Origin of the sequence: Algihabitans albus, from assembly GCF_003572205.1 — a bacterium.
Taxonomy (GTDB): domain Bacteria; phylum Pseudomonadota; class Alphaproteobacteria; order Kiloniellales; family DSM-21159; genus Algihabitans; species Algihabitans albus.
In genome coordinates this window covers 60008-79943 of record NZ_QXNY01000008.1, presented here as the reverse complement: position 1 = coordinate 79943, position 19936 = coordinate 60008, and the positions used below count along the sequence as shown (strand labels likewise).

At 66.3% G+C, this 19936-nt stretch carries 17 protein-coding genes; 6 read left to right on the top strand and 11 right to left on the bottom strand.

Annotation, left to right across the window (positions count from 1 at the left end):
• Positions 1-43 precede the first annotated feature (43 nt).
• Positions 44-2056: a PAS domain-containing sensor histidine kinase gene (locus tag DBZ32_RS20310; RefSeq protein WP_119169093.1), complete on the bottom strand. Its 2013-nt coding sequence runs from the start codon at positions 2054-2056 to the stop codon at positions 44-46.
• 220 nt (positions 2057-2276) lie between these two features.
• Between DBZ32_RS20310 and DBZ32_RS20305 the strand changes: the two genes are divergently transcribed.
• Both DBZ32_RS20305 and DBZ32_RS20300 read left to right on the top strand, forming a co-directional pair.
• On the top strand, positions 2277-3869 hold the full coding sequence (locus tag DBZ32_RS20305; protein ID WP_119169092.1) for a glucan biosynthesis protein: 1593 nt from the start codon (positions 2277-2279) through the stop codon (positions 3867-3869).
• A 301-nt stretch (positions 3870-4170) separates the two neighbouring features.
• Positions 4171-4812: a DUF1013 domain-containing protein gene (locus tag DBZ32_RS20300; protein WP_119169091.1), complete on the top strand. Its 642-nt coding sequence runs from the start codon at positions 4171-4173 to the stop codon at positions 4810-4812.
• 55 nt (positions 4813-4867) lie between these two features.
• Here DBZ32_RS20300 and DBZ32_RS20295 read toward each other — a convergent pair whose 3' ends face one another.
• A complete protein-coding gene (locus DBZ32_RS20295; RefSeq protein ID WP_119169090.1) occupies positions 4868-5662 on the bottom strand; it encodes an SDR family NAD(P)-dependent oxidoreductase in 795 nt (264 codons plus the stop codon).
• Between the two features lie 254 nt (positions 5663-5916).
• On the opposite strand from DBZ32_RS20295, the gene DBZ32_RS20290 reads away from it, so the two are divergent.
• A complete protein-coding gene (locus tag DBZ32_RS20290; RefSeq protein ID WP_119169089.1) occupies positions 5917-6495 on the top strand; it encodes a DUF2786 domain-containing protein in 579 nt (192 codons plus the stop codon).
• Positions 6496-6519: 24 nt separating this feature from the next.
• On the opposite strand, the gene DBZ32_RS20285 is transcribed toward DBZ32_RS20290, so the two are convergent.
• The 7 genes from DBZ32_RS20285 to DBZ32_RS20255 form a co-directional block, all read right to left on the bottom strand.
• Positions 6520-6957 carry a type II toxin-antitoxin system death-on-curing family toxin gene (locus DBZ32_RS20285; protein ID WP_119169088.1) on the bottom strand — a complete coding sequence of 146 codons (438 nt, stop codon included), beginning with the start codon at positions 6955-6957 and terminating at the stop codon, positions 6520-6522.
• Complete coding sequence (locus DBZ32_RS20280; protein ID WP_119169087.1) at positions 6954-7178, bottom strand: AbrB/MazE/SpoVT family DNA-binding domain-containing protein; 225 nt, start codon at positions 7176-7178, stop codon at positions 6954-6956. The genes DBZ32_RS20285 and DBZ32_RS20280 overlap by 4 nt, the downstream gene beginning before the upstream one ends.
• 184 nt (positions 7179-7362) lie before the next feature.
• Positions 7363-10035 (bottom strand): pyruvate, phosphate dikinase, encoded by a 2673-nt coding sequence (ppdK, locus tag DBZ32_RS20275; RefSeq protein ID WP_119169086.1) that lies wholly within the window; start codon positions 10033-10035, stop codon positions 7363-7365.
• A gap of 64 nt (positions 10036-10099) precedes the next feature.
• Entirely contained in the window at positions 10100-10786 is a 687-nt protein-coding gene (locus tag DBZ32_RS20270; RefSeq protein WP_162906885.1) for a TenA family protein, read from the bottom strand.
• 1 nt (position 10787) lies between these two features.
• The gene (glyS, locus tag DBZ32_RS20265) at positions 10788-12899 is read right to left on the bottom strand and encodes a glycine--tRNA ligase subunit beta (RefSeq protein ID WP_119169084.1); all 2112 of its coding nucleotides are present in this window, start codon (positions 12897-12899) and stop codon (positions 10788-10790) included.
• On the bottom strand, positions 12892-13845 hold the full coding sequence (locus tag DBZ32_RS20260) for a glycine--tRNA ligase subunit alpha (RefSeq protein ID WP_119169083.1): 954 nt from the start codon (positions 13843-13845) through the stop codon (positions 12892-12894). Before DBZ32_RS20260 ends, glyS begins: the two co-directional genes overlap by 8 nt.
• A 119-nt stretch (positions 13846-13964) precedes the next feature.
• Positions 13965-14267: a hypothetical protein gene (locus DBZ32_RS20255; protein ID WP_119169082.1), complete on the bottom strand. Its 303-nt coding sequence runs from the start codon at positions 14265-14267 to the stop codon at positions 13965-13967.
• 269 nt (positions 14268-14536) lie between these two features.
• Between DBZ32_RS20255 and DBZ32_RS20250 the strand changes: the two genes are divergently transcribed.
• On the top strand, positions 14537-15106 hold the full coding sequence (locus DBZ32_RS20250) for a carboxymuconolactone decarboxylase family protein (RefSeq protein WP_119169081.1): 570 nt from the start codon (positions 14537-14539) through the stop codon (positions 15104-15106).
• Between the two features lie 102 nt (positions 15107-15208).
• On the opposite strand, the gene DBZ32_RS20245 is transcribed toward DBZ32_RS20250, so the two are convergent.
• A complete protein-coding gene (locus DBZ32_RS20245) occupies positions 15209-15628 on the bottom strand; it encodes a GFA family protein (protein ID WP_208539348.1) in 420 nt (139 codons plus the stop codon).
• A 250-nt stretch (positions 15629-15878) separates the two neighbouring features.
• On the bottom strand, positions 15879-17294 hold the full coding sequence (locus tag DBZ32_RS20240; RefSeq protein WP_162906884.1) for a hypothetical protein: 1416 nt from the start codon (positions 17292-17294) through the stop codon (positions 15879-15881).
• Positions 17295-17870: 576 nt separating this feature from the next.
• Here DBZ32_RS20240 and DBZ32_RS20235 point away from each other — a divergent pair.
• Entirely contained in the window at positions 17871-18800 is a 930-nt protein-coding gene (locus DBZ32_RS20235) for an aldo/keto reductase (RefSeq protein WP_119169079.1), read from the top strand.
• Between the two features lie 19 nt (positions 18801-18819).
• Positions 18820-19578 carry a DUF6064 family protein gene (locus DBZ32_RS22605; protein WP_235830285.1) on the top strand — a complete coding sequence of 253 codons (759 nt, stop codon included), beginning with the start codon at positions 18820-18822 and terminating at the stop codon, positions 19576-19578.
• Positions 19579-19936: the final 358 nt, after the last annotated feature.

Below are 19936 nucleotides of genomic sequence, written 5' to 3'. Positions count from 1 at the left end.
GCGATCGGGACTCCGCCACCAAAGCCGTGCGGCGTCTCGGGCACTACGCCTCCGGCTCGCGGTCCTTGCCGGGAAAGACCACGCGCGCGCAAGTCCCGACGCCGAGCGTGCTCTCCAGTTTGAAGTCCGCGCCTTGCAGCTCCGCGAGCTGGCGGACGATCGGCAGGCCAAGTCCGAGGCCGCTTTCCACCATTGCCTTGGCCTGCTCGCTGCGTTCGAAGGGCTGCAGCAAGGTCTCGATCTGCTCGGCCGGAATGCCGGGCCCTTCATCGCGCACCTCCAGCGCGGCTCCCTCCGGCCTCAGGAACCCGGCGACCCGGATCTGCCCGTGTCGACGGCCATAACGCGCCGCGTTGCTGACGAGGTTGATCAGGATCTGTTTGAGCGCGCGGAGATCGGCCTGCACTTGGAACTCGTCGGCAATCTCGATCGACAGCTTGCAGCCATGCTGCTCCGCGACGGCGGTCAGCAGATGGCTGAAGCCGCGGATCGCGGGCGCATCGACCGGCTGAAAGCTGATTTCCCAGCGGCCGGCCTCGATCCGCGACATGTCGAGAATGTCGGAGAGAATATCGAGGAGATGCCGGGCCGACTGTAGGATGTCGCCGACGTAGGACTCGTAACGCGGATTGCCGACGGGACCGAAAACGCCGTGCTGCATCACCTCGGAGAATCCGATGATGGCATTCAGGGGCGTCCGCAGTTCGTGACTCATGGTCGCGAGGAAGTTGCTCTTGGCCCGGTTGGCGCGCTCCGCCTCGGTGCGCGCTTCGCGCAGCCGCCTCTGGGTGCGGGCGTGTTCGATCGCCAGGCGAGAGACGTCGCTGAGTTCCGACAGCACGACGTTGTCGGCCGGCCGGGGCGTGCTGGAATGTGGCAGGTAGATCGCCAGGACACCTAGCACCCGCGCCTTGCCGGCCACGATCGGCTCCAGCCAGGCCGAGCGGATTCCGGCGGCCAGCAGCGCCGCCGTCAGCGGATGTGCGGACCCGTCGCCGTCGTCCAGCCCATCCTGAGTCACGCGCTTGCCTGAGGCGGCGGCCCGTCCGGCGCTGCCGCCGGCCTCACCCAGCGGCAGGACACGAAGCCGCTCGGCCAGTGGCTCCGGCAGGTGCGGCGCGCTTGCCAGTTCGAGGGTATCGCCGTTGCGACGGAGGATCGCCACGACACTCCCCTCGATCGCCTGCTCGGCCGTCAGGACGATCTGCCTCAGCACGGACTCCAAACGCGCACCGGCCGTGATTGCGGAGAGAGCCGCCGCGCGCCCGTCACGCAGGATGCGCTCGCGCTTCTCGGCCGTGATATCCGTATCGATGCCGATTGCGCGTTGCGGCTCGCCGGCCTCGTCCTTGATCACCCGGGCACGCGATCGAACCCAGATGTAGGTTCCGTCCGCGCGCCGCAGCCGATGTTCCGTGGAAACATCGTCCTGTGTCGCCAGCCGCTGCCGCGTTAAGCGCCCCGCGACCCGCGAACGGTCGTCGGGATGAACGAAGTCGTTGATCGAGGTGCCGATCTCCCGGTTGGTCTCCGGGTAGCCCAGCAGCCGCTGGAGACCGCCGTAGTCGCTGAGCGCCCCGGTCTTGTAGTCGTAAACCCAGGTTGCGCCGCCGATCATGTCTATGGCGAGCGTCAGGCGCTCGCGAGACTCCCGTTCCGCGACTTCCCGGCTGCGCTGTTGGGAGACGTCGGTCAGGCGAATGAAGACCGCGTTCTGACCTTCGTACTCGATCGGATAGCCCGCGACCTCGACCTGCTTGATTCTGCCATCGGCGCAGACCAGGCGCGCGTCGCGGGGCGGGAGCTGCTCCTGATTCCGCCATCTGCGGACCCGCTCCTGCACCAGAGGGAAGTCTTCGGCGGCATTGAGATCCCACATGGTCTTGCCCGCCAGAGCTTGAGGATCGGCGTAACCCAGGACTTCAGCGGCCGCCTTGTTCGCGAAGAGCACCTCCAGGCCGTTGGTCACCAACATCGGGGCCGGAGACTCTTCCAAAAGCCACTTCCACCTCGCTTCGCTGGCTGGACCGCCCCCGGGGGCCTGCACCGCAGCCATGGACACACCTCAATCTCTCAGCGCAGTCACAGACCATAGACCACTTCGATAACTCTCTAAGACAAAAGTGCTTGCATTCACGTTAAGCATTTCGCCCGGCGGTATGTGAAAGCAGACGAACAATTCTACCGCCACACAGATGTCTCAAAGCCGATCTTATCCTGGGAGAGCAAGAGGATTAAGTTGATCAACTCATTGTCTACTCTCGCGGCAAGGGCCTATGACCGATAACTCTCCCAATCTCTTTCCTACACTCGACCGGCGGCGACTTGTGACTGGGCTCGCCAATTTCGGTGCGCTCGCGGCGCTGGGGCTTTCCCCGCCAGCTTTCGCGACCGGCACTGCTAGTATTCCGCTTTTGGAAGCGAAGCAATACAATCTAGAGGAATTGGTCGCGCAGGCTCGGGCTCTGGCCCGCCGCCCCTGGACGCCACCGCGCCGCATCGCACCCGAGATCCTGGAGAAGGTCGACTACGACGCCTTCCAGCAGATCCGGTTCCGTGAAGCCGCCGCCGTCTCGGCCGGTCCGGGCGGCGCCTGGCCGCTCGCACCCTTCCATCTGCACCGCTTCGCCGATCTGCCCGTGGCCCTTCACCTGGTGACCGACCAGGGCGCACGACAGCTCGGTTACGCGCCGAATGCCTTCGAGTATCGCGGTGAGTTGCAGGCCGAGGACTTTCCCGCCGACATGGGCTACGCCGGCTTTCGCCTGTTGAACACCGACGGCAATCCCGGCGATTGGCTGGCGCTGATGGGGGCAAGCTACTTCCGCAGTTCGGACCCGATGAACCAGTACGGCCTTTCGGCGCGCGGACTGGCCATCGACACGACGGCGCCGGGCCGCACCGAGGAGTTCCCGCGTTTCACCTCCTTCTGGCTCGACCAGCGCAATCCCGAACGGCTGATCCTGGACGCGCTGCTCGACAGCCCCAGTCTGAGCGGCGCCTACCGCATGGAGATCGTGCGCGGTCAGAGTACCGAGATGACCGTGACCTCCCGTCTGTTCTTCCGGGAGGGCGTGACGCAGTTGGGAGTCGCGCCGCTGACCTCCATGTTCTGGTATTCGGAAACCAACCGGCACAGCGCCAGCGACTGGCGACCCGAGGTCCACGACAGCGACGGCTTGGTGCTCTGGACCGGCGCCGGCGAACGGATCTGGCGACCGCTCAACAATCCGCCGCAGGTCACCACCAGCAGCTTCCTCGACGAAAACCCGAGGGGCTTCGGCCTGATGCAGCGCGACCGCGCCTTCGCCAACTACGAGGACGATGCGGTCTTCTACGAGCGCCGGCCGGCTGTCTGGATCGAACCGCTGGGTGACTGGGGCAGGGGATCGGTCCAGCTGATCGAGATCCCGACGGACGACGAGATTCACGACAACATCGTCTGTTTCTGGACGCCCGAGCGGGAGACCTCGGCGGGCGACGAGATGGCCTGGGACTATCGCCTGGTTTGGACGGCCGATCCCATGGCGCCGGAGGGGCTGGGCCGCACCGTCGCCACCCGGATCGGCCGGGCCGGCGTTCCCGGACAGCCGCGCCCGGAGGGCGGCAACAAGATCGCCATCGACTTCCTCGGCGGGCGTCTGGCCGAGTTCGGATCGACCGACCCGATCGAACCGATGATCACCACCAGCGCCGGACAGATCGACGGCACCTACGCGCTAAGGGTGGTCGGCACGGACACCTGGCGGCTGATCTTCGACGTCTATCCGGAGGACGCCGAGGTTCTGGAACTGCGGGCCTTCCTGGCCTACGAGGGCGCCCCCATGACCGAAACCTGGGCCATGCAGCACCGTCCGGTCGCTTTCTGACCGAAGCGCGGCCGCATCTGCTCGTCCTGCATGCCGCCGCCGCCGTCTTTCATCGCCGCCTGTTCGGCTCTCCGGTCCTGCGCCGCATGTGGAGGACTCCGCAGCGGAGGCGACGCGGGGGGGAGGTGACCGGCCCGGAATCCCGGCGGAATCCCATCGAAGGGGCAGAACGGGCTTTCGTCCGAAACCGACAAGCTCTATATAGCGGGAAAGCTCCCCGCTTATCAGAACAACGGCATTGCCGCCCTAGCGGCGCAATGCAAGTGCCGGTCGGTAACCGCCGGTGCGAAGGAGGACGACAATGGCCGATACCCTGCCCCTGATGCCCAAGGCGACCGCCGTCTGGCTGGTCGAGAACACCGCGCTGACCTTCGATCAGATCGCCGCCTTCTGCGGCATGCATCCCCTGGAGGTTCAGGGAATCGCAGACGGCGAGGTCGCGGTGGGAATTCAGGGCATGGACCCGGTGACCAGCAACCAGCTCGACAAGACCGAGTTGGAGCGCGCCCAGCAGGACTCCGGCTACCGCATGAAGCTGCTGAAGCAGGATCTGCCCCAGCCGGCCAAGCGCACCAAGGGTCCGCGCTACACCCCGGTCGCCAAGCGCCAGGACAAGCCGGACGGCATCGCCTGGCTGCTACGCTTCCATCCGGAACTGAAGGACAGTCAGGTCGCCAAGCTGATCGGCACGACCAAGAACACCATCGGCGCCGTGCGCGACCGCAGCCACTGGAATTCGCCGAACATTCGGCCCAAGGATCCCGTCCTGCTCGGCCTCTGCACCCAGTCGGATCTCAACGCCACCGTCGCCAAGGCCCGCAAGGCCCGGCCCGAGGCCGTGGTCAAGGAAGAGCCGCAGCCGCATTACGAGCCGGGCCCAGAGCTGCCCAGCAACTTCGGCGATTCGATGCCGGACAACTACCCCTTCAAGCTGCCCGACTAGGGAACAGCAAAAAAGGCGCCCGAGGGCGCCTTTTTTCATGCCGCGCGGCTTGGCGTCACTCCTCCACCGGCACCGTGTAGTTGAGCGCGAGGCGGCCGCCGTCGGGATAGATGGTCTGGCCGGTCATGTAGCTGGAGTCGGCGGTCGCCAGGAACAGCGCGACGCGGCCGATTTCCTCCGGCTCGCCCATCCGGCCGAGCGGCGTGCGCGACATGGCGTTGCGGCGCTTTTCGGGATCATTGAGCACGGCTTGACCCATTTCCGTGGCGATCGAGCCGGGCCCGATGGCGTTGACCCGGATGCCGTGGGGCGCCAGGGCCAGAGCCATGGCCTTGGTGAGCTGGTCGACCCCGCCCTTGCTGGAGACGTAGGGCGCGATGGCCGGGATCGCGACCACGCCGTTGATCGAGGACATGTTGACGATGGCGCCGCCTTGTCGCCCCGCCGCCACCTGCGCCACCATCTGGCGGCCCGCCGCCTGGCCGGTCAGGAAGACGCCCTTCAGGTTGACCCGCATGGTGCGGTCCCAGTCCTCCTCCTCCAATTCCAGGAAGTCCTTCGCGATGACGATACCGGCGTTGGCCACGGCGATGTCGAGATGCCCGTAAGCCTCCACCGCGGCGGTGATCAGCGCATCGACCTGGGCCTTGTCGCCGACGTCGCAGGCGACGAAGCGCGCAGAGCCGCCGGATTGGCGAATCGCCTCCGCCGCGGCCTCGCCGGCCGCCTGCTCGATGTCGCTCAGCACGACCTGGGCGCCTTCGGCCGCGAAAACCTCCGCCACCGCTCGGCCGATGCCCTGCGCGGCCCCCGTGACCACCGCGACCTTGTCCTTCAAACGCTCGCCCATCGCTGCTTGCTTCCTTCCCGTGACTGCTCGTTTGCCGGGAGGGAAGCTGCCACGCCGAAAGGCCGACAGCAACCGGCCCCGGTGAATGGAGCCAGGTGAATGGAGCCCGGTGAATCGGCGCCAGCAGGCAGATCACGGCAAATCGGTCATGGCCGGGTCGATTTTCGCCAAAAGGCCCTGAGAGGGCTGGAGCGCCGTCTGTCAAGCTCAAGCTTGCCTGGAACCGGCGCCTCACCTTGCCTATCGTTTAGGCGATGACAGAGAGTTTTACCCCCGACGAGCGCGGCCGGCTGCACAAGCTGCTGGTGCTCGCCAAAGAGTCGCCCTATCCAGGCGAGCGACGCGCCGCGCTGGCGGCTGCCGAGCGTCTGGCGGCCCGCAAGGGCCTGAGTCTGGAGGATGCGGCCAGTTTCGCCGCCCACGACGCAGAGATGGCGGCCGAGCGGGCTGAGCGCGAGGAACAGCGCCGGCGCGAAAGCTACTGGCAGAAGCGCAGCGAGGAGGACGCCGAGTTCGCACGGCGCTTCCATCAGGCCTACCACGCCCACGACAGCCAGGCGGCGGCGGCCAGCCGCGCGCGCCAGCGCGCCCAATGGGCCGAGGAAGATGCCGAACGCAAGGCGGCCCGCGAGGCCCGCGAAACCCGCGCGCGCAGCTTCCGCCGCCGCTCGCACCGGCGCATTCCGCCCATCGAGCACGCCAAGACGCTGATCAGGGAGACCAACCTGCCGCTGTCCGAGGTCTCGCGCATCACCGGGGTGGAGCTCAACGATCTAATCGCGTTGAAGCTGAAACTCCGTCCGGTCATGACCGAACGCTCGCGGGCGGGTTAACGGCCGGCCTCGCCGGCGGGCGGCTTAACGACTAGCGTCGCCGGCGGCGGAAAGGGCAGCGCCGGAAACAGTGGCGGCGGAAACCGCGTTGCGGTTCAACCAGTCAATCAGATCGGTCTCCGAGGGCTGACCGGCGGCCAGGTTGTAGATCAGCTTGGTCGCTTCCCCGGTATCGCCCTCCACCCAGATCCCTTTCCGGTCGAGGAACACGAGCCCGAAGGCGAAACCAGCGCGTTTGTTGCCGTCGACGAAGGGATCGTTGCGCACCACCGCCGCCATGTAGGCCGCGGCCAAGGCGAAGAGACTGGTCTCCTCCGTATAAACGAAGATCTGCTGTGGCCGTGCCAAAGCCGCCTCCAGCAAGACCTGATCGCGCACGCCATGCAGACCCCCGAACGCGTCGATCAACTCATGGTGGATGGCCAGGGCCTCGTCCATCTTGAGCCAGTAAGGTTCCTTCATTTGGCAAGCTCGCGAAAGGTATCGCGGTAGTGCGTCATGACCTTCTGGGCGGAGGCCATGGTCTGATCGAAGTCGTCGTTGCGCCGCGACAGCCGATAGACACCGTTGGTTTCGCTGAGCAGAAGGTCCGCACCCTCCGACAGCGCGAGGCTCGCGACGACTTCGTCGGGGAGCACGACCGACAAACGGCCGCCCTGCTTGATCACTTTCAGCTTGTGCATTCTGATCTCCGGGAACGCGCGCCGGCGGCGCCGCCCCCCATCATAGGTTGGCAAGCCGTCAGGCACAAATCGCCGGTCGAAGGCGTCCGCGGATCGAGCTTGACCCGTCGGCGCCCCGGCATGCTTCAACAAGCCCGGCATGAGGGACGGTCAAGCAGGTGCGACGTGACAGCGTGCTCCGCCGTCAGACGTCCCGCTCGCTCTCCTCCAGGGCGGCCTGGGCGGCGGCGAGACGGGCGATGGGCACGCGGTAGGGCGAGCAGCTCACGTAGTCGAGCCCGATCGACTGGCAGAAGCGGATCGAGGCGGGGTCGCCGCCGTGTTCGCCGCAGATGCCGAGCTTGATGTCGCTTCGCACGGCCCGCCCTTTCTCCGCTGCGATCGAGACGAGCAGGCCGACGCCCTTGGGGTCGAGGGTGATGAAGGGGTCCTGCTTGACGATTCCGCGCGACTCGTAGGTCGGCAGGAAGCTGCCGGCGTCGTCGCGCGACAGGCCGAAGACGGTCTGGGTCAGGTCGTTGGTGCCGAAGGAGAAGAACTCGGCATCCTCGGCGATCTCGTCGGCGCAGAGCGCGGCGCGCGGCAGCTCGATCATGGTGCCGACCAGATAGGCGACGGTCTGACCGGTCTCGGCGAAGACGGCCTGCGCCGTGGCGTCCACCAGCTCCTTCAGGATCTCCACCTCGCGCCGGGTGGCCACCAGCGGGATCATCACCTCGGGCTCGACGGTGCCGCCGGTGTCGCGCTGTACCTCCGCCGCCGCCTCGAAGATGGCGCGGGCCTGCATCTCGTAGATCTCGGGATAGGTGATGCCTAGCCGGCAGCCGCGATGGCCCAGCATAGGATTGCTTTCCTCGAGCTGCAGGCTGCGCTGACGCACCTGCTCGACCGTGGCGCCGGCCGCCGCCGCAACCTCCTGCATCTCGGCCTCCCCGTGAGGCAGGAACTCGTGCAGCGGCGGATCGAGCAGCCGAACGGTGACCGGCAGGCCGCGCATGATCTTGAAGATCTCGGCGAAGTCCTGCCGCTGCATCGGCAGGATGCGCGCCAGCGCCTTGCGCCGCGCCTCCACCGTGTCGGCCAGGATCATCTCGCGCACCGCGATGATGCGGTCGGCGTCGAAGAACATATGCTCGGTGCGGCAGAGGCCGATGCCCTCGCAGCCGAACTTGATCGCCGTGCGACAGTCGGCCGGCGTTTCGGCGTTGGTGCGCACCTTCATGCTGCGGATGCCGTCGGCCCAGGCCATCAGCTTGGCGAAGTCGCCGGTCAGCTCCGGCTGGATGGTGGCCACCTCGCCTTCCATCACCTCGCCGGTGGCGCCGTCCAGGGTGATGATATCGCCCTCGGAAATCTCGATGTCGCGCACCCGCATCTTGCCGGTCTTGTAGTCGATCCGCAGCTCGCCGGCACCGGCGACGCAGGGCCGCCCCATGCCGCGGGCGACCACGGCCGCGTGACTCGTCATGCCGCCACGGGTGGTCAGGATGCCCTCGGCGGCGTGCATGCCGTGGATGTCCTCGGGGCTGGTTTCGACCCGGCAGAGGATCACCTTTCGGCCCTCCTGCCCCAGGGCCTCGGCACGGTCGGCGCTGAAGACCACCTGGCCGGAGGCGGCGCCTGGCGAGGCCGGCAGCCCCTTGGCGATCACCTTGCGCTCGGCCTCGGGATCGAGGGTCGGGTGCAGAAGCTGGTCGAGCGCCGCCGGGTCGACGCGGCGGACCGCCTCGGCCTCGTCGATCAGGCCCTCTTCCACCATCTGGGTGGCGATCCTCAGGGCCGCGGCGGCGGTCCGCTTGCCGGTGCGGGTCTGCAGCATGTAGAGCGTGCCGGACTGCACGGTGAACTCGATGTCCTGCATCTCCTTGTAGTGCGCCTCCAGCCGGTTGCGCACCTCGCAGAGCTGTCCGAAGACCTCGGGCATCACCTCTTCCATCGCCGGCAGGTCGCTGCCGTTCTTCTGCTTGCCCTGGACCGTCAGGTTCTGGGGCGTACGGATACCGGCCACCACGTCCTCGCCCTGGGCGTTGACCAGGTACTCGCCGTAGAAGTCGTTCTCGCCGGTCGAGGGATCGCGGGTGAAGGCGACGCCGGTGGCGCAGTCCTGGCCCATGTTGCCGAAGACCATGGCCTGGACGTTGACCGCGGTGCCCCATTCCTCGGGAATGTGGTGCAGGCGGCGGTAGGTCCGGGCACGCTGGTTGGACCAGGAGCCGAAGACAGCGGAGACCGCCTTCCAGAGCTGGTCCTGCGGCGTCTGCGGGAAGGCTTCGCCGGTCTCTTCTTCGACCTTGGCCTTGTACTGCTCGATCACCGCCTTCCAGTCGTCGGCCGTCAGGTCGGTGTCGAGTTCGACGCCCTTGTCCTCCTTGGCCAGTTCGAGAATTTCCTCGAAGTGGCCGTGATCGACACCCAGCACCACATCGCCGAACATCTGAATGAAGCGGCGGTAGCTATCGTAGGCGAAGCGCGCGTCGCCGCTCTTGCGGGCCAGGCCCTCGACCGTCTCGTCGGTGAGGCCGAGATTGAGGACCGTGTCCATCATGCCCGGCATGGAGACCCGCGCCCCGGAGCGGACCGAGACCAGCAACGGGTTCTCCACCGCGCCGAAGCTCATCCCAAGATCCCGCTCGATCGCGCTCAGCGCGTCGCGGACCTGAGCATCGAGTCCGTCGGGGTAGCCGCCATTCTGGGTGTAGTGCGTGCAGACTTCCGTGGTGATGGTGAAACCCGGCGGAACCGGCAGGCCGATGGAGGCCATCTCCGCCAGGTTCGCACCCTTGCCGCCCAGCAGGTTGCGCATCTCCGCGCGGCCATCCGAGCTGCCGCCGCCAAAGCTGTAGACCCACTTGCTCATACCATCGCTCCGTCTCGTCTGCGCGGTCCTTGGTGTCGGGAGACCGCCGTATCCTCCGCGCCCGTCAACGCGTGTGGAACATATCGAAAAAGTCGACTTCCAGCCGAACCATGCGGGCGAAGCGCTCCGCCATGGCCCGCCGCTCCTGCGCTCCGGCCGCCGCGGCGGCCCGGTCCGTCTCGTCTTTCAGCCAGAGGACGAAGGCGCGGAAATCCGCATTGACGTGCAGGTCGATCCATTCCTGAAAGTAGAAGGCGCCGGGCGACTTGGCAGCCTGCGCCTCGGCCCAGCTCAGGTAGATCCACTCGGCCGGCAGCAGCGTCGCCAGGATCTCCCCGTAGCTGCCGCGATCGCCGGCGTCTTCCATGGCCGCGATCAGGCGCTCGGTGACCTCGCGCAGCGCCGGGCGGCTGCGCTGCGCCTCCGGTACCTGCAGCGCGTCGAAGCTGCGCTGGAAATAGGTGTTTTCCGCGGAGGTCACCGCCGCCAGGAAGGTCGAGAGACGCGCCTGGGCGGCGATGTCCGGCGCCTTGCCGACGGCGAAGCCGACCATCGAGACAAGGGTGCCGACGAAGGCGTAGTCCTGTACCAGATAGTCGGCCATGGCGGCCGGCGGCAGCGTTCCCTCGCCCAGCGCCAGCGTGAAGGGATGGCCGCAGGCCGCGTCCCAGGCCGGCCCCGCCTCGCGCCGGCAGGCCTCGGCAAAGTCCTCGCCCGCCTTCGGCGAATCGCTCTTTACCGCATCGTTCATCTCAACCGCCTTCGATTGCGGAGAAGTCGGCCACCTGGCCAAGGGTGACGCCGATCCGCGCCAGCAGGCGCAGACGGTTCTTGCGCAAGCGCGCCTCCTCGGCATTGACCGTGACCGCGTCGAAGAAGGCATCGACCGGCTGGCGCAGGTCGGCCAGTGCCGCCATGGCCGCCGTGAAGTTCTCGCTGTCGAGGGCGGCGGCAGCGCGGTCTCCAGCTACTTCCAGGGCCTGGAACAGCGCCTGTTCCTCACGCTGTTCCAGCACGCCCGGTTCCACGGCACCAGAAATCTCGGCGCCATCCTTCTTCGCCTCGATGCGGACGATGTTGGCGGCGCGGCGGTAGGCGACCAGCAGGTTGGCGCCGTCGTCGGTCTTGAGGAAGTCCTCCAGCGCCTCGACGCGCCGCAGCAGACGCACCAGATCGTCCTCGCCGCCGAGATTGAAGATCGCCTGGATCAGATCGTGACGCACCCCCTGCTCGCGCAGCGCCACCTTCAGCCGATCGGCGAAAAAGGCCAGCAGTTCGTCCGCGACCGCAGCGGCCTCGGGCCGCACTCCCGACGCATGCGAAAGCTGATAAACGCCGGCATGCCCGTGGCGGAACAACGCCGCCAGCGGCAGCCGCACTTCGTTCTCGACGATCAGGCGGATGACGCCCAGCGCGGCGCGGCGCAGAGCGAAGGGATCCTTGCTGCCGGTCGGCTTCTCGTCGATGGCGAACATGCCGACCAGGCTGTCGAGCTTGTCGGCCAGGGCGACGCAGAGGCTGACCGGCGCGGTCGGGCAGAGGTCGTTCGGCCCCTGGGGGGCGTAGTGCTCGGCGATGGCCTGGGCCACCTCCGGCTGCTCGCCGTCGGCCAGGGCGTAGTAGCGGCCCATGACGCCCTGCAGCTCCGGGAACTCCCCGACCATGCCGGTCACCAGATCGGCCTTGCAGAGCCGCGCGGCGGAGCGCACCCGGTCCAGGTCGGCGCCGGGCACGGCCTTGGCGATCTCCACGGCCAGCGCGGTGATACGGTCGACCTTGTCCTCCACCGTTCCCAGGCGCGCATGGAAGACGATGGCGCGCAGCGCGGTCACGCGGCTTTGCAGGCTCTGCTTGCGGTCCTGATCCCAGAAGAACTCGGCGTCGGCCAGCCGGGCGCGCAGCACCCGCTCATTGCCGCCCAGGATGTTCTTGCGGCGCAGCGAGCCCTCGGGCGCCGTCATGTCGGCGGCCAGCAGGAAGCGCGGCGCCAGCGTGCCGTCGGGCTTCACCAGGGAGAAGTACTTCTGATGGCTGCGCATGGAGGTCGAGAGCACCTCGTCCGGCAGCTCCATGAAGCGCGCCTCGATGCCGCCCATCAGCAGCTCGGGCCACTCGACCAGACCCGTCACCTCCTCGACCAGCGGCGTGTCTTCCTTGACCGCCAGTCCGGCGGCATGGGCGAGGGCCGAGGCTTGCTCGACGAGGGCTTTGCGCCGCTCGGTCCGGTCGACCCGCACGAAGGCCCGTTCCAGCCGTTCCTTGTAGTCGGTCCAGCCTTCGACCCGGATCTCCTCAGGCGCCAGAAAGGGATGGCCGCGCGTCCGGTCGGTGAAGGCCAACCGCCGGTCGCCAAGCTCCAGCGCGCCCTCCAGCCGCAAGCCGTCGAAGAGCGCCAGCACCGCCTGCAGGGGGCGCACCCAGCGGAACTCCGTCTCGGCCCAGCGCATCGACTTCGGCCAGCCGAAGCTTCGGATCGCCTCGGCCAGCAGGGCGGGCAGCATCTCGGCGGTCGCCCGGCCCGCGATCCGGCGCACGGCGAAGAAGAATTCGCCCTTGGGCGTCTCGCGCAGCTCCGCCTCGTCGGCCGAGGCGAAGCCGTTGGCCTTCAGGAAGCCGGCGATGGCCGGCTCCGGCGCGCCGAGCTTCGGCCCCTTGCGCTCCTCCGTCCGGTCCGGCTGCTTGAGAGGCAGGCCCTCGACCACCAGCACCAGACGGCGCGGGGTCGCGCTGGCGAAGGAATGGTCGAAGGTCAGGCCGGCCGCGCCCAGCCTGTCGCAGACGAGCGCGCGCAGGGCGTCCGCCGCCTGCACCTGCATGCGGGCGGGGATCTCCTCCGAGCGCAGCTCCAGCAGCAGTTCAGGCATCGCGCGCCTCCGCTGCCGGTTCGCCGCCGGACTTAGTGCCGTCCCCGTCCGAAGACTGCGGGAAGGAGGCGACCCAGGCCTCGCAGCAGCCCTTGGCCAGGCTGCGCACGCGGCCGATGTAGGCCTGCCGTTCGGTGACCGAGATGACGCCGCGCGCATCCAGCAGGTTGAACAGGTGACTCGCCTTCATGCAGAGGTCGTAGGCCGGCAGCGCCAGACGTGCCTCCAGCAGCCGGCCGCACTCCGCCTCGGCATCCGCGAAGTGGCGGACCAGCCGCTCGGTGTCCGCCAGCTCGAAGTTGAAGGCACTGAACTCCCGCTCGGCCTGCAGGAAGACGTCGCCGTAGGACTTGCCGCCCTGCTCCGCCGGTACGCCGTCCCAGTCCAGGTCGTAGACGTTGTCCACGTCTTGGACATACATGATCAGCCGTTCCAGCCCGTAGGTCAGCTCCGCCGGCACGGGATGGCAGTCGATGCCGCCGACCTGCTGGAAATAGGTGAACTGGCTGACCTCCATGCCGTCGCACCAGACCTCCCAGCCCAGACCCCAAGCCCCCAGGGTGGGACTTTCCCAGTCGTCCTCGACGAAGCGGATGTCGTGCTCCATCGGGTCGATCCCCAGGGCGCGCAGGGAGCCGAGATAGCGCTCCTGAATGTTCGCCGGGCTGGGCTTCATCATCACCTGGTATTGGTAATAGTGCTGCAGCCGGTTGGGGTTGGCCCCGTAGCGCCCGTCGGTCGGTCGGCGCGAGGGCTGCACGTAGGCGCAGTTCCAAACCCGGTCGGGACCGAGCGCCCGCAAGGTGGTGGCGGGATGGAAGGTGCCGGCGCCGACCTCCAGGTCATAGGGCTGCAGGATGACGCAGCCCTGCCGCGCCCAGTAGTCCTGGAGCTTGAGGATCAGGCGTTGAAAGCAGGTGTCGGGATTGGCGGCGCGCTTGGCCATCGATATGCGATGCAGTCCGGGGGTTTTCGCAGGTGCGGTAGAGCGGCGTGACCCTACTGGGCGGCCCGCTGCAAATCAAGGCGCCGGCTGGCCCGGAAGAACGGCTCAATGGGGGCAGATCAATAAGGGCAGTCGGCCCGGCCGCAGTTCTTGGCGCTGGCGGCAGCCACATAGGCCCGGCAGGCCGGGCAGGGCAGCATCTCCTCAGCGTCGGGGTCGGCGGCTTGCCTGGGCGGCGCCGGCCTGGCGGCCGCGTCCCGCGGCCCCTGCGGCTTTGTCTTGCGCCCGCCGTCCGCCTGGCGGCGCAGCTTGGCCTCCGCCTTGCGGGCCGAATCCAGCCGGCCGACCAGCTTGAAGCCGTACCAGACGGCCAGAATGACACCGGCGAGAACGAGCAACTTGGTGACGCTGAATCCGAACATGGCAGCCGTTGTAGGAAGACCGGCGCGCCAGGACAAGCGCCGCCGAAATCTTGCCGCCCCCGCCCCTCGGCTTTTGCGGTTCGGGCACAAAACGACATCACGGATACTTGAATTATGAGAAAGCATCACAGATGAGATGCAAATCCGAAGGCTTAAGCCGCCCCCCGGTCACCCCCACCTGCAGGCTATCGCCGCACCCGCGTCACGGCGGAGCCGCCTCTCCCGGCCCCGGCACGACGCACCCAAAGCACCCCAACGGAGGCTGACCCATGGTCGATTTCACCCTGCACACTCCCGAAACGGCGCCGGACGGCGCCAGCGAGCGGCTGGCGACGGCCCAGAAGAACCTCGGCTTCGTCCCCAGCCTCTGGGCCGTTCAGGCCGAGGCGCCGGCCTTGCTCGAGGGCTACCAGACCCTCGCCGCGATCTTCGACAAGACCTCCTTCACCGCCACCGAGCGGCAGACGGTCATGATCACCGTCAACTTCGACAACGAGTGCACCTTCTGCATGGCGGCGCATACAGGCATCGCCAAGTCCCAGGGCGTCCCCGACGAGGTGATCCAGGCCCTGCGCAACGACACGCCGCTGCCCGACCCGAAGCTGGAGGCCCTGCGGAGCTTCACCCGCACGGTCGTCGGCAAGCGCGGCTGGGTCGAAGACGGCGACGTGGAGGCCTTCCTGGCCGCCGGCTACGGCCGGCAGCAGGTGCTGGAAGTGATCCTGGGCGTCGGCTTGAAGGTGCTGTCGAACTACACCAACCACGTCGCCGACACGCCGGTGAACGAGGCCTTCCAGAAGTTCGCCTGGATCAAGCCCTCGGCGCGGGCCGCCGAGTAAGACGTCGAAGCGGCGGCGTCTCCGACGCCTTCGAAGGTCAGACGCGAAAGGGCCGTCCCACGGGGCGGCCCTTTTCGGTCTGCCTGGGAAGTCGCACGGCGCTCAGCTCTTCGTCTCCAGATGCCACCACCTGGGCCGGCCGCCGCGATAGGCGTCGGCCCTCGGCATCAGCTCCTTGCGGGTGTTGGAGTCGAAGACACCCAGCAATAGGGCGACCACCGGCGCGTCGTCAATCGCGCCGAGAGAACTGCCGCAGGTCGGGCAGAAGGCCCGGCTGGAGGCGTCGGAGCTGCGGTAGAGGGAAGGCGCGCCTCCCGGCCCGACCCAGCGTACCGCCGCCTCCGGGAACTCGACCCAGGCCGCCGTGAGCGCGCCAGCGTGGCGCTGGCACATTTTGCAGGAGCAAGTGTGCGGCCGTTCGACCGGGCCTTCGGCCTCGAAACGGATCGCGCCGCAGAGGCAGCCACCCGCGTAAACCCTGGGCTTCGCCGCCCGCTTCGCGGCACTCTTTCGCTTCTCCAAACTGACGCTCCGACTTCCGTTTCACGCGACACATCGGAATAAAGAGACTCACAGTCGCCTGCCACTGACGGGCTGCCCGCAGGGCGGCGCCTCTAGAGTATGTTGTGATCGCATGAACCCGATTCGCGGTTCCCCCGATCACAACAAACAGACTCCAACACTTTGGATTCAGACCAGAAGCTACGTAATCGCCGGACCCACGAAGTAGGTCCGGCAGATCACTATCCGGTCTAGCTGGCGAGCTACCTATTCAGCCACCAAACGCCACCCAGAGGACCACTCCGGCATCGCCCTCAAGCATGCTGTGATAAGTACGCTGCTCGAAGGAGGTGGAATTGTTGCCCATAACAGCCAGTGGTTTGAGCCCTGCACCCTGTTGAATCATAATCCAATAAGTGTGATCTCGGGGCAGTGAGTACCGATCGAACTCTGCATCTGCTGGACTCACGGGGTAGAAGCTGAACTGCAGAGGGTGCTGGCTATAGTCTCGACCATCGCTCTCAAGCGCATTCAGTTTCGCAAACTGATACGGCGCTCCCTGATCGTCCTCTTTACTCACGTAGAGCTGAATATGGGTGAACTCGCCACCGTTGGGACCACCGTCGAAGTGGAATGAATTCTGGTGGTGGGGAACGAGTCGTTTGTTACCATGGTGTATCATGACATGGTAGGTACTCAACTCTGCATGCCCATCTTTGTGACGCTCTGGAAGGTCGAAATCAATCAGCCCGAGTCCGGTCACCATGCGACGGATGTCATCGAATTGTTCACGAGGTAGCTTGTATATTTCGTTGGTCAAGCAGGCGTTTTGAAGAGTCGGGCGGCCAAGAAAGAGACCGAATTGCTGCTTCGCTTCGGTCAGGTGCTTAGTGAGCTCCGCATTGGATACATAGACATCTTCGCTTTTGGCAGGCCCAGGATAAATGGCGTTGAAGTAAGCCACCGCCTGAGTCATGTACATCAGCTTGAACGATAAAACCTGGGCGTAAACGTAAAATGTTTTTGCCGTGGTCGGCCAGACGGCGTAGTTGTCCAGACTACTGACATCATCTTCAATTACCGCCCAGGCCGAACCCAGTTCCTTAGAGCCTTCCGCGGTGACATCGTCAGGACGACATCCAAGTGCGTTCAAGGGAATGGGCCCATTCATACTGTCGAGCGCATCCGACATCGCGCTGTAGTAATCTTTCATTTCGGCCAATGCCCCTTCGAGGTCGTATCGGGCACTGTCTGCGGCCGCTTTCAAGAAAGCATCATCAAGCATTTTCTGCATGATGTTGATCTGTGAATTGTTGTTACGCGCGCTGCCAAAAGCCCCGAATATCGTCCCAGCCAAGCCGAGGACGATACCAAGAGGGCCGGCAACGATACTTGCACCAGGAACCGTTTTGGCGATCGCCATCGATATGGAGGATGCGATAGCCAGCGATCCAGAGGTGATATCGTAGGCATTCGCATTCGGGTTTGTGAAAGTATCGATCGCCTTGCTCGTAGCATCGAGCACGCCTTGTGCCGGACTGAAATCAATTCCCTTCTCATTCGCCGCCAGAGCTTGACCCAAGTAATACTGAACACCACTCGAAGTATTAAGCAAAGGACTTGCTTGAACTTGGTTAATGATGTTGAGCAGACTTGGATTGTCGATGATTTGAGCTGAATCTGGCATGCCGCCGTCCCTATAAGTGGTGAATAGAGCTTAGTAGTAGTAACTATGGGTAGTAGAATATTTTTGCTATTTATGCACGCATAAACAGCTGGCAGGTCAGGATAATTCTTCCCATAAGGAAACGAGACAGGCATGGAGACCATGACAAGCACAGCTCCCGGGACTCCTGGTGACCAAGGAGCATTGGGGACACCTTCGGCATCCAATAGCCGCTCGGCACCACAGTACAGACTTGCCCACTGACTCCACACGCGAGTGACCCGGCCTGCCTCCCAGGCCTCCGCCACAAAAGCCCCTTTTCCTTTTCTTTGGCAATTCGAGCCACGGTCAACTCAGGAGGCCGGGCCAACCTGTATTCCCAAGCTATCACCCGCCAAATCGGATGCCGGTTTTTGGGAAACCGGGGCTTAGCCTTTTTGCCAGATGCCGCAACTCTGAGACATACTGGATGGGAAACTCAAAAGGCTCGACCATAAAGGGCGCGACTTGCCAGTGGCTGTTCGGCAAACCTTCTAACTCAAAACGAGTTGGCCTCGGCAGCCCTCTCACTGCACCGCAAGGGACGGGAGACCCGCAATGCAGGTGGATCGACGTCGGTTTCTTATCGGCTCCCTCGGCGGGGTCCTCGGCCTAGCCGCCGCGCAGCCGCTTGCGGCTGCCGCCTGGGGCCAGACCGCCGGCAGCGATCTGCGGCGCATCCCCTCGAGCGGACAGACGGTTCCCGCCGTCGGACTGGGGAGCTGGATCACCTTCAACGTCGGCGACGACCCGCTCTTGCGCGACGAGAGCGTCGAGGTCATGGCGGCCTTCGTCGAGGAGGGCGGCGGGATGATCGACTGTTCGCCGATGTACGGCTCCTCCCAGGACACCATCGGCTACGGCCTGGAGCGGCTCGGACGACCGGACAGCGTCTTCTCGGCGGAGAAGGTCTGGACCAACGCCGCCGGCGAAGGCCGGGCGCAGATCGCGGAGACACGGAGAAAATGGGGTCTGCCGCGGTTTGACCTGCTGCAGGTCCACAACCTGGTCGCCTGGGAGGGCCACCTCGACACCCTCTTCGGGATGAAGGCGGCGGGCGAGCTGGGCTACGTCGGGATCACCACCTCGCACGGACGGCGGCACGATCTGCTGGAACGGATCATGGAGACCCAGCCGATCGACTTCGTGCAGCTTACCTACAACGTCCTGGACCGCGACGCGGAGGACCGGCTGCTGCCGCTCGCCCGCGAAAAAGGCATCGGGGTGATCGTCAACCGCCCTTTCCAGGGCGGCGCCCTGACACGTCGGCTGCGCAGTGCCCCGCTGCCGGAGGCGCTGCATGAGATCGGCGCGGAGACCTGGGCTCAGGCGATCCTGAAGTACATCCTCTCCGAGCCGGCGGTCACCGTGGCGATTCCCGCCACGACCCAGGTCGCGCACCTGCGCGACAACAAGGCGGCGGCGCGCGGTCCGCTGCCCGACCCGGCGCTGCGCGCTCAGATCGTCGAGCAGGTCCGCGCGCTTTGAGACGGCTGCGGAGCGCTAGATGCTGGACTGGCTGAGCTACCGTCCGACGGACTTCCTGCTGTTCTCGCCCCGCACCTACTGGCGCCTCTTCGAGCTGGAGAACGCGGCGCTCTGGCCCCTGCCGCTGGCCACGCTGCTGATCGGGCTCGCCCTGCCGGCGCTGCTGCTCCGCCGGCGGCCGGCGACGGACCGCGCCGCCGCGCTGCTGCTCGCCGCCGCCTGGGCCTGGGTCGGTTGGAGCTTCCTCTGGCAGCGTTATGCGCCGGTCAACTGGGCGGCCGCCTATCTCGCTCCGCTGTTCGGCCTGCAGGCGCTGCTGTTCGTCTGGCTGGCTGTCCGCGGGGACGGCATCCGCCTGCGCCAAGGTCTCGATCCGCAGGCTGCCGCTGGCTTCGCGCTGATTGGGTATGCCCTGCTGCTGCATCCCCTGACAGCCCCGCTCGCCGGGCGACCGCTGGCGGGCGCCGAGATCGTTGGCATCGCGCCCGACCCGACGGCGATCCTCACCCTGGGGATCGCGCTGCTGCAGCCGCCCGGCAGCGCGCGGCGCCTGCTGTTCCTCGTGCCGTCACTCTGGCTGGCCGCGAGCGCCGCGACCCTGCTCACCTTGGCGGCTCCTGAAGGTTGGATCTCCGCCGCGACGCTGGCCCTCGCCGCGATCCTGGGCTTCCTCGATCTTTGGAGGGCGCGGGCCGACAGGAGCCGGCTGTCGCCACAAAACGAGACAGCCCGCGACGGCGATCAGAGACATGCCGGCGACGGTCGCGGCATCGGGTAGCTCGAGGAAGAGCACCAGGCCCCAGAGCACCGCGAAGGGCAGATAAGCGTAGTCGAAGGTGGCGATCACCGCGGGCGGGCCGCACTGATAGGCCCTGGCCACCCCGGTTGCGACGGCAACGAAAAGCGCGGCCAGCAAAGCCATGAAGCCCCACGCCCGACCACCCATGGGCGCCCAGTCTCCGAGCAGGAAGGGATTGGCGGCGGCCACACGAAGCTGCGGATCCAGAAGCAAGAGCGCCCCGACGCCGAACAGACCCGCGAGGAGAAAGCAGGTATTGAGACCAAGAGACAGGGTCAGGGGACTGACCTCGATGCACTTGCTGCGCGTGATGACCATGGCCAGCGCATAGGCGCCC

Coding starts and splice junctions, on each gene's coding strand:
- DBZ32_RS20310 (WP_119169093.1), bottom strand. CDS start 2,056: ATGGCTGCGGTGCAGGCCCCCGGGGGCGGTCCAGCCAGCGAAGCGAGG.
- DBZ32_RS20305 (WP_119169092.1), top strand. CDS start 2,277: ATGACCGATAACTCTCCCAATCTCTTTCCTACACTCGACCGGCGGCGA.
- DBZ32_RS20300 (WP_119169091.1), top strand. CDS start 4,171: ATGGCCGATACCCTGCCCCTGATGCCCAAGGCGACCGCCGTCTGGCTG.
- DBZ32_RS20295 (WP_119169090.1), bottom strand. CDS start 5,662: ATGGGCGAGCGTTTGAAGGACAAGGTCGCGGTGGTCACGGGGGCCGCG.
- DBZ32_RS20290 (WP_119169089.1), top strand. CDS start 5,917: ATGACAGAGAGTTTTACCCCCGACGAGCGCGGCCGGCTGCACAAGCTG.
- DBZ32_RS20285 (WP_119169088.1), bottom strand. CDS start 6,957: ATGAAGGAACCTTACTGGCTCAAGATGGACGAGGCCCTGGCCATCCAC.
- DBZ32_RS20280 (WP_119169087.1), bottom strand. CDS start 7,178: ATGCACAAGCTGAAAGTGATCAAGCAGGGCGGCCGTTTGTCGGTCGTG.
- ppdK (WP_119169086.1), bottom strand. CDS start 10,035: ATGAGCAAGTGGGTCTACAGCTTTGGCGGCGGCAGCTCGGATGGCCGC.
- DBZ32_RS20270 (WP_162906885.1), bottom strand. CDS start 10,786: ATGAACGATGCGGTAAAGAGCGATTCGCCGAAGGCGGGCGAGGACTTT.
- glyS (WP_119169084.1), bottom strand. CDS start 12,899: ATGCCTGAACTGCTGCTGGAGCTGCGCTCGGAGGAGATCCCCGCCCGC.
- DBZ32_RS20260 (WP_119169083.1), bottom strand. CDS start 13,845: ATGGCCAAGCGCGCCGCCAATCCCGACACCTGCTTTCAACGCCTGATC.
- DBZ32_RS20255 (WP_119169082.1), bottom strand. CDS start 14,267: ATGTTCGGATTCAGCGTCACCAAGTTGCTCGTTCTCGCCGGTGTCATT.
- DBZ32_RS20250 (WP_119169081.1), top strand. CDS start 14,537: ATGGTCGATTTCACCCTGCACACTCCCGAAACGGCGCCGGACGGCGCC.
- DBZ32_RS20240 (WP_162906884.1), bottom strand. CDS start 17,294: ATGCCAGATTCAGCTCAAATCATCGACAATCCAAGTCTGCTCAACATC.
- DBZ32_RS20235 (WP_119169079.1), top strand. CDS start 17,871: ATGCAGGTGGATCGACGTCGGTTTCTTATCGGCTCCCTCGGCGGGGTC.
- DBZ32_RS22605 (WP_235830285.1), top strand. CDS start 18,820: ATGCTGGACTGGCTGAGCTACCGTCCGACGGACTTCCTGCTGTTCTCG.